Raw genomic sequence first — 12034 nt, 5'->3', positions numbered from 1 at the left:
CCTCATTGCGGCCGTGCGCCTCATCGGCCGGTGGCTCGCCCAGCGGCGGCCAACCGAGACCAGTGGCGCCAACCCTGCCCAGCTGCGGCTAAGGGCGGCGTGAAAATGAATTTTTCAGGGACGACTAGAGTAGGGCTGCGCGAAAGGCATCACCACAGCCGGTGGGATCCACCACCGCTGTCGCCTTCACCCCTGGGACGCGGGTGGCGGCGCCGTCCTGCCAAACCTCACAGCCGTGCTCGCCCAAGGTCACCACCAGCGCGCGAACCCGGCGCGACAATTCGGCCAGCGTCCAGCCCGTGCGGTCACACAGCAGGCGCGCTTCGTAATCGTTCAAAGCCGCCCAGTCGGCCAGCTCGACCAGCTGCCGCAGCTCTTCGGCCGTGAACAATGGCAGCCCCTGCCCCGGATCGAACACGAAGGGCACCCCGGCCGCGTGCAATTGCTGTGCATGCTCCCAGGTGGCTTGCTTGCCGTCGGGCGCCAGGATGGCCAGCGACACACCGGCCGTGTCTCCGATGGGGTTGGTGTGGGCCTGCGCCATGGCGCCCGGGTGAAACGCGGTGATCTGGTTGTTGTCGCGGTCGGTCATGATCATGGCCTGGGCGGTGTAGCTGTCGTCGCACAGCCGCACCGCCGACACGTCCACCCCCAGACCACGCAGCCGTTCGCGATAGTCGGCCCCGTCGGCGCCCAGCGTGGCCACCGGACGCACCGCCGCCCCCAGCTGCCGCAGTCCATAGGCGATATTGCCGGCACAGCCGCCAAATTCGCGCCGTAGCCCTGGCACCAAAAAAGAGACGTTCAAAATGTGCAGCTGATCGGGCAAGATGTGGTCGGCAAAGCGCCCCTCGAAATCCATGATGGTGTCGAAGGCCAGCGAGCCGCAAACGAGAATGGTCATGGGTTGATCACCAGTCGATGAGTGGGGGTGGCGCCGCCGCAGCGCCGATCGTCAGGGGTAGAACAACACGGCGCGGTAGCCAGTCATGCGCGCCGCCTGCGGGTGATCGTAGCGCAGCTCGAATTGCAGCGGCCACTCGCTGCGCGGCCCCAGCGTCGCGGTCGGTTGCGGCCACTCGTGCGGCAGCCAGACCCGCCGCACCAAGATGCGCTCCTCGGCATCGAGCAGGGTCAACTCCAACGCGGGCGCCTGCACCTCCACCTCGGCCTGATTGCGCAGCACCAGATGAAAACTGTAGCGGTCGGGGGCTCGGCGCAGCAGCACCGAGCCGTCGATCGATATGTCCTGCGCGCGCCGGGGCGGCGCCAGCTGGCAGTCGAAGGCGTGACAAAAGGCTTGCAACGCCGGGCGGGCGAGCGGGTAGCGCGTCGCCCAGTCGTCACGCCATGTCCACGCGGCCTGCCCCAGCAGGCCACCCGCCAACCCCAGGGCAATCAAGGCCAGCGCCAGCCGCACGACCGGGCGGCGCCAGAAGGCCCGACGGCGAGCCTGCCGCACGAAACCGGGCTCGGCCTCTGGCTCTGAAGCACGCGCCGCCATGTGGCCATCCTGGACTGCGGCAGCAGCCGGCTGCACCTGCGGCAACCCGCCCTCATCGGTACCCGCCACCGGCGCCGCAGACGGCTGGGCAAGCGCATCCGCAGGCGCCTCGACGGCCCCATCGGGCTCGGCATGCGGGGCGGCGGGGTCTGGCGCCGCGGCGGCTGGCTGGAGCTCGCGCGGCTCGGCGGGCTCGGTGTGTCCTTCGCCCGCAGAGGGCGCCTGCGGCGCCTGGGCGGCACTGTCCACGAGCCGGCCCGACCCGAAGGCGCCGGCGGCCGGGGCAGGCGCTTCACTCGCCGGGACATCGCTCGGTGGCACCAGAGGCGACACTGCCGCCGCAGCAGCTGCAGGCGCCTGGGCCACCGGGGCGGTGGTCGTGCGTTCCAATGCCGGCTGTAAATCGAGCGTGGCGTCGAAAATGTGCTGGCAGCGGCCGCAGCGCACCCAACCATCGGCGATTTTGAGCTGGTCCGCCACGACCCGGAAGGCCGTGCCGCAAGCGGGGCAGCGGGTGATGAAGCTCATGCGCGCGATTATGACGGCACCCCCGGCCATCGGCGCGGCGCCGCCCTTCAGGTGCGCTGCGCCGTCATCAAAATCCAGCCGTCCACGGCATCGTGGACCTGCAGCGTCACCCAGGGCGCATACGCCGCGCGCAACTCGTCGGCCTGGCGCTCGAGGATGCCGGCCAGCACCAAGTGGCCTGTGCTGGCCACTTGGGCGCACAGCAGCGGTGCCAGCACCTTCAGCGGCGTGGCCAGTATATTGGCCAGCACCACGTCATACGTGGCGTTGACGGCCTCGGGCAGGCCGGCGCGCACGTTCACGGCGTTGGCGGCGGCGTTGGCTTGGGTGGCGGCCACCGCCGCCGGGTCGATGTCCACCGCGTCCACGGCAGACGCGCCGAACTTGGCCGCCGCGATGGCCAAAATGCCCGAACCGCAGCCGTAGTCCAGCACCCGCCGTCCGGCCATGCCGTGGGTGGCGATCCAGCGCAAGCACATCCGGGTGGTAGGGTGGGTACCCGTGCCAAACGCCAGGCCCGGGTCGAGCCGGATCACCGTGTGCGCGCCCGCCGGCGGCTCGTGCCAACTCGGCACGATCCAAAAGTCGGCGGTGATCGGCACGGGCTCGAACTGGGACTGTGTGAGGCGCACCCAGTCGGTGTCGGCCACCGGACGCAGACCTTCGATCACGCTGTCGGCAAAAAAATCTTGCACCTGCAGCAGCGCGGCCGCCTCGCGGGCCTGCGCAGGTGTATCAAACAACGCCGCCACACGCGAGTGACGCCACCCTGCGGCGGGCGGCGGCAGGCCTGGCTCACCAAACAGAGCCTGTTCGGCCTCGGTGTCGGCGTCGGCATCCTCCACCGTCACGCTCAGGGCGTCGAGTGCCTGCAAGGCGTCGCTGACGGTCTCAACCCGTGCCTCGGGCACCCGCAGCACCAGCTCCACCCAGCGCGCGCTCTGCATCGGTTCACCCCCGTTCACGCTGCGCCAACCAGCTCTCGAGGTAGTGGATGTTGGTGCCGCCCGCCTCGAAATTGGCGTCCACCATCAGCTCGCGGTGCAGCGGCACATTGGTCTGGATGCCTTCGATGACGACTTCGGCCAGCGCACCGCGCATGCGCGCCAAGGCTTGCTCGCGCGTGTCGCCGTGCACGATGATTTTGCCGATCATCGAGTCGTAGTTGGGAGGCACGCAATAGCCGGCATAGATGTGCGAATCGACCCGCACGCCCGGCCCGCCTGGGGCATGCCACGCCGTGATGCGACCGGGCGACGGCGTGAACGTGTACGGATGCTCGGCGTTGAGTCGGCACTCGATGGCGTGACCGCGCAATTGGATTTGGCGCTGGGTAAAGGGCAGCTTTTCGCCCGCGGCGATCAGGATCTGCTGGCGCACGATGTCGACGCCGGTGATCATTTCCGTCACCGGGTGCTCGACCTGCACGCGCGTATTCATCTCGATGAAGTAGAACTCGCCGTTTTCGTACAGGAACTCGAACGTGCCGGCCCCCCGGTAGCCGATCTTTTTGCACGCCGCGGCGCAGCGCTCGCCGATGCGATCGATGAGGCGACGCGCGATGCCCGGCGCCGGCGCCTCTTCGATCACCTTTTGGTGGCGACGCTGCATCGAGCAATCGCGCTCGAACAGATAGACGGCGTTGCGGTGTTGGTCGGCCAGCACCTGGATTTCGATGTGCCGAGGGTTTTGGAGAAATTTCTCCATGTACACCTCGGGGTTGTTGAAGGCCGCCGCCGCCTCGCTCTTGGTGGTCTGCACCGCGTGCAGCAGCGCCGCCTCGGTATGCACCACGCGCATGCCGCGGCCGCCGCCGCCGCCGGCGGCCTTGATGATGACGGGGTAGCCGATGGCGCGCGCAATGCGCTTGATCTCGGCCGGATCATCGGGCAAGGCGCCGTCGGAGCCCGGCACCGTTGGCACGCCAGCGGCCTTCATGGCTTGCTTGGCCGAGACCTTGTCGCCCATCAGGCGAATCGACTCGGGGCTGGGGCCGATGAAGACGAAGCCGCTTTTTTCCACGCGCTCGGCGAAGTCAGCGTTCTCCGACAGGAAGCCGTAGCCCGGATGGATCGCCTCGGCGTCGGTGACTTCGGCCGCCGAGATGATGGCGGGCATGTTCAGATAGCTCTGCGCCGACGGCGCCGGGCCGATACACACCGCCTCGTCGGCCAGCTTCACATACTTGGCTTCGCGGTCGGCCTCGGAGTAGACGACCACCGCCTTGATGCCGAGCTCGCGACAGGCGCGCTGCACACGCAACGCGATCTCGCCGCGGTTGGCGATCAGGATTTTCTTGAACATGGTGCCGCCCTCACGCGAGGACGAAGAGGGGCTGCCCGTATTCGACGGCTTGGCCGTTCTCGACCAAAATTTCCTTGATGACACCTGCGCGATCCGCCTCGATTTCGTTGAGAATCTTCATCGCTTCGATGATGCACACCGGGTCGCCCTCCTTGACCGCCTGCCCGACTTCGACGAAGGGCGCGGCGCCCGGGCTGGGCGCGCGATAGAAGGTACCGACCATGGGTGATTTGATCACGTGTCCCTCTGGCTCGGCCGGCACCGGCGCTGCCGCTGGCGCAGGTGCCGCCGCTGGCGCCGTCACCACGCTGGGGGCGGCGGGCGCCATGGCCACGCTGGGCGGGAGGGGGGCAGCCACCACGGGGGCCGCCTTGACGATGCGGACTTTGCCCTCCGCTTCGGTGATTTCCAGCTCGGAGACATTCGACTCCGACACCAGGTCGATGAGCGTCTTGAGCTTGCGCAGATCCATGCTGACTCCGAACGATGCGCCACAACGGTGTCGACCGTGCCGCGAACGGCACGGAAAGAGCGCGAACTATACACGAGGGATGGGGCACACCGCCACCCTGCCGGGGAGCGCACCATGACCGAAGGCGACGCCCCGACCACGATGGCGCTGCCCGGGCTGGCGCGCGCGCTCATTGGCGCTGGTACCCTGAGCCTGGAGAAAGCCGAAGCGCTGTACGCGCGCGCCCAAAGCAAAAAAACCGGCTTCATCACCGAGCTGATCGAAAGCGCCGCGGTCTCGCCGCGCGACCTGGCGCACACCATGTCCAACGCCTTCGCAGCGCCGCTGATCGACTTGTCCGCCGTCGATCCGCAGCGGCTGCCGCATGGTCTGCTGGACCCCAAAACCTGCCAGCAATACCGCATCGTGCCCCTGGGGCGGCGTGGCAACCGGCTGTCGGTGGTCACCGCCGACCCATCCGACCTACAAGCTGCCGAGAAGGTGAAATTCGAGACCCAGCTCACGGTGGACTGGATCATCGCCGAGGTGGACAAGCTGACCAAGCTGGTGGAGACCTACACCGCCAGCGCGGCGCAAGCCATCGATCGCATCGTCGGGCAAGCTTTCGATTTCGAGGCCGCCGGCCTGGAAATGAGTGCCGCGGAGCCGACCGAGAAAGTTTCGGCCGAAGTGGAAGACGCGCCGATCGTGCGCTTTTTGCACAAGATGCTGCTCGATGCTTACGCGATGCGCGCCTCCGACCTGCATTTCGAGCCGTACGAGCACTTCTACCGCGTGCGCTTTCGCATCGACGGCGAGTTGCGCGAGATCGCCACACCGCCTGTCGCCGTCAAGGACAAGCTGGCCTCGCGCATCAAGGTCATGTCCAAGCTCGACATTTCCGAGAAGCGCGTGCCGCAGGACGGGCGCATGAAGCTCAAGGTCGGACCGGACAAGGTGATCGACTTTCGCGTCAGCACACTGCCCACCCTGTTTGGCGAGAAAGTCGTCATTCGCATCTTGGACCCGAGCAGTGCGCAAATGGGCATCGACGCCCTGGGCTACGAACCGGACGAAAAAGCCAAGCTGCTGGAAGCCATCAGCCGCCCCTATGGCATGGTCTTGGTGACCGGCCCTACCGGCTCGGGCAAGACCGTGTCGCTCTACACCTGCCTCAATATCCTGAACCAGCCCGGCGTCAACATCTCCACCGCCGAAGACCCGGCCGAGATCAACCTGCCCGGCGTCAACCAAGTCAACGTCAACGAAAAAGCGGGTCTGACCTTCGCCGCCGCGCTGCGGGCCTTTTTGCGGCAAGACCCCGACATCATCATGGTCGGCGAGATCCGGGACCTGGAGACCGCCGACATCGCCATCAAAGCGGCGCAAACCGGGCACCTGGTGCTGTCCACGCTGCACACCAACGACGCCCCCTCCACGCTCACCCGCCTCATCAATATGGGGGTGGCGCCGTTCAACATCGCCTCCAGCATCAACCTGATCACCGCGCAGCGCCTGGCGCGGCGCTTGTGTCCGCAATGCAAGGTACCCCACCACGACTTACCACGCCAGGTGCTGCTCGACGCCGGCTTTCGCCCCGAAGATCTGGAAGGCGACTGGCAACCTTACCGACCGGTGGGTTGCTCCGCCTGCCACGACGGCTACAAAGGCCGGGTCGGCATCTATCAGGTCATGCCGATCTCCGAGGCCATGCAGCAACTCATCCTGCGCGGCGCCAGCGCCCTGGAGCTGGCGGCGCAGGCACGCGCCGAAGGCGTGCGCAGCTTGCGCGAAAGCGGTCTGCGCAAGGTTAAGATGGGCATTACATCATTGGAGGAGGTGCTGGCGGTGACCAACGACTGAGACGGTCCCCCGGTATCGACGGCGTTCACTGCATCCAACCCCTGCGGAGCGGCAACCCATGGCCACGGCAACGCGTGCAAACAAAGAGTACGTCTTCGAGTGGGAAGGCAAAGACCGCAACGGCAAAGCCGTCAAGGGCGAACTGCGCGCCGCCGGCGAAGCCCAGGTGCAAGCCCAGTTGCGCCGGCAGGGCATCGCCGTACAGAAGGTCAAAAAACAAAGGCTGGCCTCCGCGCGCCGCATCAAGCCCAAAGACATCGCGATCTTCACCCGGCAGCTGGCCACGATGATGAAGGCCGGCGTGCCGCTGTTGCAGGCATTCGACATCGTCGGTCGCGGCAACCCCAACCCCAGTGTGGCGCGCCTGCTGTACGAAATCCGCGCCGATGTGGAAACCGGCACCTCGCTGAGCGCCGCCTTTCGCAAACACCCGCAGTATTTCAATGCGCTGTACTGCAATCTGGTCGAAGCCGGCGAGGCCGCCGGTATTCTGGAGGACATCCTCGACCGCCTGTCCACCTATCTGGAGAAGACCGAAGCGATCAAAAGCAAGGTCAAATCGGCGCTGATGTATCCCACCGCCGTGCTGGTGGTGGCGTTCGTGGTGGTGTCGGTGATCATGATCTTCGTCGTGCCGGCGTTCAAGGAGGTCTTCACCTCGTTCGGCGCCGACCTGCCCGCCCCGACGCTGGCGGTGATTGCGATCAGTGAGTTTTTCGTCGCCTACTGGTGGCTGATCTTCGGCAGTTTGGGTGCCGGGCTGTATTTCTTCTTCCAAGCCTGGCGGCGCAACGAAAAGGTGCAGCGCTTTATGGATCGGCTGCTGCTGCGCCTGCCCATCTTCGGCGTGTTGGTCGAGAAATCCGCCATCGCGCGCTGGACCCGTACGCTGTCGACGATGTTTGCCGCCGGTGTGCCCCTGGTGGATGCGCTCGACTCGGTCGGCGGCGCAGCGGGCAACTCGGTGTTTGCCGACGCCACCGAAAAGATCCAACAAGAAGTAGCCACCGGTACCGCGCTGACACAGGCCATGACCAACACCGGCGTCTTCCCGTCGATGGTGCTGCAGATGTGCGCGATCGGCGAGGAGTCGGGCGCGTTGGACCATATGCTGGGCAAGGCCGCCGACTTCTACGAACAAGAGGTCGATGACATGGTCGCCGGGCTGTCGAGCTTGATGGAGCCCATCATCATCGTCATCCTGGGCACCATCATCGGCGGCATCGTGGTGGCGATGTACCTGCCGATCTTCAAGCTGGGCGCGGTGGTGTGAGCACGACCGGGGCGCTGGGCGTGGCCGCGCCATTGCCGGCCGATATGAGCCGTTCGTCGGCCTTGGTGGTCGACGCCAACCCGACCACGCGCCTGACTCTGGTGGGCCAATTGCGCGGTTTCGGCTACCTGTCGGTGAGCCAAGTCAGCCGTATCGCCGACGCACGCCGCGAAATCGAACGCCACCCCTTCGATCTGGTCGTTTGCAGCGACACTTTTCCGCGCGGCGGATCGGGCCAGGCCTTGCTCGACGACCTGCGCCGCTCGGGCCTGCTGCCCTACGGCACGATCTTCATCCTGATCACCGACGAGGCCACCTACCTGAAAGTGGCCGAAGCCGCCGAGTCGTCGGTAGACAGCTATTTGGTGCGCCCCTACTCCGCCGGCAGCCTCTACGACCGCATCGAGCAGGCGCGCCGCCGCAAAGCCGCGCTATGGGACATCCACCGTGCCTTGGAGGAGCGGCGCTACGACGACGCCATCGAGCTGTGCCTGCAGCGCTTTGCCGAACGGGGGTCGCAGTGGCTCTCGGCTGCGCGCTGGGGGGCCGAAATCCTGCTGCGGCTGGGGCGCTTTGGACAGGCCCAGGCGCTGTTTCAATCGATCTGGGACACCGACCCGCAGCCGTGGGCATTGCTGGGCGTGGCACGCTGCCAGCTCGACAGCGGCGCACCGGCGGCGGCAATGCAGACGCTGCGTCAACTCATCGAGGCGGCCCCCGACTACCCCGACGCCTACGACGTGCTGGGGCGGGCACAGATGGAGCTGGGGCAGTTCGACGACGCGCTCGACAGCCTGGGCAAAGCGCTGCAAGCCACGCCCATGGCCATCGGCCGCCAGCAACGGCTGGGCATGCTGGCCTTTTTTCTGGGCAACCGAGACAAGGCCATCGAGCTGCTACAGCGCGCCGCCGCCCTGGGGCTCGACTCCAAAATGTTCGACGCCGAAAGCCTGATGCTGCTGGCCATCGCGGCCTTCGAACGCCACGATGACGCCGAGCTCGAACGCCACCGAGCCGAGCTGCACAAGCGCGCCCGCGCCAACCCCGAGGATGAGCGCCTACAGCGCTTTGCCCGCCACATCGACCTGTTGGCGTCACCGCCGCCAAGCGACGCCGCAGCCGCGATGTTCGCCGACATCGCCGCCGACACCGCCTGCCCCGGCTTCGACATGGAGGCGGCGTGTAATCTGTTGGCCATCTTGGCGGCATTGGCCCGTCATACCGGTCTGCCCGCGCCCGACGACCTCCTCGTCACCCCGGTCGGTCTGCGCTTTGCCACCTCCAAAGCGATGGGGGAGTTACTGGCCAGCGCTGCGGCCCACCACAGCCCCTATGCCCAGCGGCTGCGCGAGTGCGAAGTGACGATGGTGCAGCGCATCGAGGCGGCACTGCGCCGCGCCAGCGACGGGGAGCCGGTGCTGGCACTGGCCGAATTGGTCGCCGTCGCCGACGACACTCACAACGCCCGCGCCGTCGAGTCTGCCTGGCTGCTGCTGCAACGCTACCGGGACACCATTCCCAATGCCCAGCGCTGGCAAGAACGCATCGGCAGCCTGCGCCAGGCCTACGGCACCATGCGCAACCGCCCAGCCCTGGGCGATCCGCGCCTGCGGCCCGCCGGTGGGGTCAACCTGGGGCCAATGGACCGCCTGCCCATGCCAGCTTGCCTGCAGGACGGTACGCGGCCATGATGGACCTGTATGGCGCCTCCGCCCTGGTGGTGGATGGCAACCCGACCTCGCGTTCGATTCTGGTGGCGCAATTGCGCGACATGGGCGCACGTACCGTGGCGCAGAGCCCGCGCATCGCCGACGCACGGCGCCAGCTGGAGTTTCGCACCTTCGACGTCGTGGTGTGCGAACAGAATTTTCCGAACGACCGCGGCACCGGACAGGAGCTGCTCGACGATCTGCGGCGCGCCGGGCTGCTGCCATTTGCCACCGTCTTCATCATGGTGACGGCCGAGGCCTCGTACGCCCGCGTGGCCGAAGCGGCCGAATCTGCGCTCGACTCCTACTTGCTCAAGCCCTTCACCGCCAACCAATTGGCGCAACGCATCGGACAGGCGCGTCATCGCAAGGCGGTGCTCAAGGACATTTTCGACGCGGTCGAAGCGCGCGAATTCGAGCGTGCCGCCCAGCTGTGCCTGCGCCGCTTCGAGCAGCGTGCCGACTACTGGTTGTACAGTGCGCGCGTCGGCGCCGAGCTGCTGCTGCGGCTGCAGCGCTTCGACGAGGCCCAGCGTTTGTACGAGGCGGTGGTGGCAGCCAAAGCGCTGCCCTGGGCCAAGCTGGGGGTGGCGCGCGCCCAACTCGACGCTGGTCAGCCGCAAAAAGCCAGCGCCACGCTGCACAACCTCATTGGCGAGGACGCCAGCTACGCCGACGCCTACGATGTCATGGGACGCGCCCAAATCGAACTGGGCAACTTCGACGCTGCGCTGGCCGCCTACCAAATGGCCACCGAGCTGACGCCGCACTCCATCAGCCGCCTGCAGCGCCACGGCATGCTGGCCCACTACTGCGGGCAAACCGAACGTGCCGAGGAGTTGCTGTCACGCTCGGTGCGGCTGGGGCTCGACTCCAAGATGTTCGATGCCCAGTCGCTGGTGCTGCTGGGCTTTATGCGACTGCAGGCCAGCGACCGCAAGGGCCTGCAGCGCTACTGGGAAGACGCGCAACGCATGCTGGAGCGGCACCCAGACTCGCGGCGCCTTCAGCGCCTGGCCGAGGTGCTGGAGATTGCGTTGCTACTCCACGACGCCCAAGTCGCGCGCGTGCTGGCCAAGCTACGCACCATGATGGCCGAACTCTTGGATGAAACATTCGATTTCGAAGCGGCATGCAACCTGACCACCCTGCTGGCCTACGTGGCGCAGCGCGCCATCCAGATCGATGAAGTCGAGCAGCGGCTAACGGAGCTGGGACGGCGCTTTTGTACCTCCAAGGCGCTGGCGGCACTGCTGGCCCAGGCCGCTGCCCCCCACCCCCCCTACGCCGTGCGCCTCATGGCCTTGCATCACGAAGTGCTGGGCATCATCGAGCGGGCCATGCGCCAAAGCTTGGCGGGCAATCCGCGCGCCGCCGTGTTGGAGTTGCTACAACAGGGCGCGGACACCCGAAACGCCAAAATCATCGAATCCGCCTGGGGCGTGCTCAAGCGCTACGAGGTGCAGATCACCGACGCCGCGGCACTGGCCGAGCAGATACAGCCCTGGCGCCAGCGCTACCAATCGTTCGCCAACCGGCCACTGATCGGCGACAAGGCCGCACGGCAGGCCGGCGGCGTCAGCCTGCGCGTCATGGACATCAAGACGGTCGAAACCGATTGACCCTTGGGGATGCCGCGCTGCCATCGCACGCGTCGCCCGCAACGCCAGCCTTGCCGTTTTTGACGCTATAATGCGTTTCTCACGGGCCGATAGCTCAGCTGGGAGAGCGCTGCGTTCGCAATGCAGAGGTCGGGAGTTCGATCCTCCTTCGGTCCACCATACCTGGGTTCTTAGCTCAGTTGGTAGAGCAGCGGACTCTTAATCCGTAGGTCGTAGGTTCGAATCCTACAGGACCCACCAAATTTATCTACGAGTTGCAAGACACTGAGGCGGATGACGTTACGCCATCCGGCATTTGTGTAGTCGGCTTGTAACCTGTAGCTGGCTTCAGGCAGTCGACCGCAGGGTAAAAAGGGCGCTTCCGCCCCCATGACGCCCACAGATAGGCACTAAATACAGTGCATATCGTCATGCACCGGCATACAGCGCCGCGCGATGGGGCGGCATGCAACGCCTGCGAAACACCCGCCATACAGTCCCAGCGCATGCATGATCGCCGCCGTCGCCGGCCCGGCCGCACTGTCCGAGCGTGCCGAAAAGCGGCTGCCGCAAGACGCGCCGCTGACGGCTCACATACCACCTCCAAGCGCCTTGGACTCGACCGCAGTCACAGCCCCTCGACCGCCATGCCCACCACATTGCGCTGCTGGCGGCTGAACTCGATGCCGACCAGATGCAGCGGCCGCCCGTCGGCGCGGTATTTGTCCGCATAGCCCTTGGCGCGCAGCTGCGCCAGCGCTTGCCCGGTGGCCTGGTCGGGCACCACCTTGAACTCGAACA

10 protein-coding genes and 2 tRNA genes are annotated in these 12034 nt (G+C 66.4%); 6 read left to right on the top strand and 6 right to left on the bottom strand.

The window, feature by feature from the left end; all coding sequences use genetic code 11:
- Positions 1-124: 124 nt before the first annotated feature.
- From Tchar_RS12560 to accB, 5 genes are read right to left on the bottom strand one after another with little or no spacing between them, the layout of a single operon-like run.
- Positions 125-904: a carbohydrate kinase family protein gene (locus Tchar_RS12560; protein WP_144329341.1), complete on the bottom strand. Its 780-nt coding sequence runs from the start codon at positions 902-904 to the stop codon at positions 125-127.
- 51 nt (positions 905-955) lie between these two features.
- Complete coding sequence (locus Tchar_RS12555) at positions 956-2032, bottom strand: zinc-ribbon and DUF3426 domain-containing protein (protein ID WP_161595532.1); 1077 nt, start codon at positions 2030-2032, stop codon at positions 956-958.
- A 47-nt stretch (positions 2033-2079) separates the two neighbouring features.
- The gene (gene prmA / locus Tchar_RS12550; RefSeq protein ID WP_144329339.1) at positions 2080-2979 is read right to left on the bottom strand and encodes a 50S ribosomal protein L11 methyltransferase; all 900 of its coding nucleotides are present in this window, start codon (positions 2977-2979) and stop codon (positions 2080-2082) included.
- A gap of 4 nt (positions 2980-2983) precedes the next feature.
- Complete coding sequence (gene accC, locus Tchar_RS12545; protein ID WP_144329338.1) at positions 2984-4336, bottom strand: acetyl-CoA carboxylase biotin carboxylase subunit; 1353 nt, start codon at positions 4334-4336, stop codon at positions 2984-2986.
- Between the two features lie 10 nt (positions 4337-4346).
- The gene (accB, locus tag Tchar_RS12540; protein WP_144329337.1) at positions 4347-4808 is read right to left on the bottom strand and encodes an acetyl-CoA carboxylase biotin carboxyl carrier protein; all 462 of its coding nucleotides are present in this window, start codon (positions 4806-4808) and stop codon (positions 4347-4349) included.
- Between the two features lie 114 nt (positions 4809-4922).
- Between accB and pilB the strand changes: the two genes are divergently transcribed.
- The 6 genes from pilB (at position 4923) to Tchar_RS12510 (ending at position 11494) form a co-directional block, all read left to right on the top strand.
- Positions 4923-6650 carry a type IV-A pilus assembly ATPase PilB gene (gene pilB, locus Tchar_RS12535; protein WP_236640459.1) on the top strand — a complete coding sequence of 576 codons (1728 nt, stop codon included), beginning with the start codon at positions 4923-4925 and terminating at the stop codon, positions 6648-6650.
- A gap of 58 nt (positions 6651-6708) precedes the next feature.
- The gene (locus Tchar_RS12530) at positions 6709-7923 is read left to right on the top strand and encodes a type II secretion system F family protein (protein WP_144329336.1); all 1215 of its coding nucleotides are present in this window, start codon (positions 6709-6711) and stop codon (positions 7921-7923) included.
- The gene (locus Tchar_RS12525) at positions 7920-9614 is read left to right on the top strand and encodes a tetratricopeptide repeat protein (protein ID WP_144329335.1); all 1695 of its coding nucleotides are present in this window, start codon (positions 7920-7922) and stop codon (positions 9612-9614) included. Before Tchar_RS12530 ends, Tchar_RS12525 begins: the two co-directional genes overlap by 4 nt.
- Positions 9611-11254: a response regulator gene (locus Tchar_RS12520; RefSeq protein WP_144329334.1), complete on the top strand. Its 1644-nt coding sequence runs from the start codon at positions 9611-9613 to the stop codon at positions 11252-11254. Before Tchar_RS12525 ends, Tchar_RS12520 begins: the two co-directional genes overlap by 4 nt.
- A gap of 83 nt (positions 11255-11337) precedes the next feature.
- Positions 11338-11413: transfer RNA gene (locus tag Tchar_RS12515), tRNA-Ala, on the top strand.
- 5 nt (positions 11414-11418) lie between these two features.
- Positions 11419-11494 (top strand) — tRNA-Lys (locus Tchar_RS12510).
- A gap of 367 nt (positions 11495-11861) precedes the next feature.
- Here the strand turns inward: Tchar_RS12510 and Tchar_RS12505 are convergent.
- The gene (locus Tchar_RS12505) at positions 11862-12020 is read right to left on the bottom strand and encodes a PD-(D/E)XK nuclease domain-containing protein (RefSeq protein WP_268969093.1); all 159 of its coding nucleotides are present in this window, start codon (positions 12018-12020) and stop codon (positions 11862-11864) included.
- Positions 12021-12034: the final 14 nt, after the last annotated feature.

Origin of the sequence: Tepidimonas charontis (assembly GCF_007556685.1) — a bacterium.
GTDB classification, from domain to species: Bacteria; Pseudomonadota; Gammaproteobacteria; order Burkholderiales; family Burkholderiaceae_C; genus Tepidimonas; species Tepidimonas charontis.
This window is presented reverse-complemented; position numbering and strand designations above follow the sequence as displayed.

Bases quoted from the DNA above. Each gene is read 5' to 3' on its own strand.
- Tchar_RS12555 (WP_161595532.1), bottom strand. From the start codon at position 2,032: ATGAGCTTCATCACCCGCTGCCCCGCTTGCGGCACGGCCTTCCGGGTC.
- Tchar_RS12560 (WP_144329341.1), bottom strand. From the start codon at position 904: ATGACCATTCTCGTTTGCGGCTCGCTGGCCTTCGACACCATCATGGAT.
- Tchar_RS12520 (WP_144329334.1), top strand. From the start codon at position 9,611: ATGATGGACCTGTATGGCGCCTCCGCCCTGGTGGTGGATGGCAACCCG.
- prmA (WP_144329339.1), bottom strand. From the start codon at position 2,979: ATGCAGAGCGCGCGCTGGGTGGAGCTGGTGCTGCGGGTGCCCGAGGCA.
- pilB (WP_236640459.1), top strand. From the start codon at position 4,923: ATGACCGAAGGCGACGCCCCGACCACGATGGCGCTGCCCGGGCTGGCG.
- accB (WP_144329337.1), bottom strand. From the start codon at position 4,808: ATGGATCTGCGCAAGCTCAAGACGCTCATCGACCTGGTGTCGGAGTCG.
- Tchar_RS12530 (WP_144329336.1), top strand. From the start codon at position 6,709: ATGGCCACGGCAACGCGTGCAAACAAAGAGTACGTCTTCGAGTGGGAA.
- accC (WP_144329338.1), bottom strand. From the start codon at position 4,336: ATGTTCAAGAAAATCCTGATCGCCAACCGCGGCGAGATCGCGTTGCGT.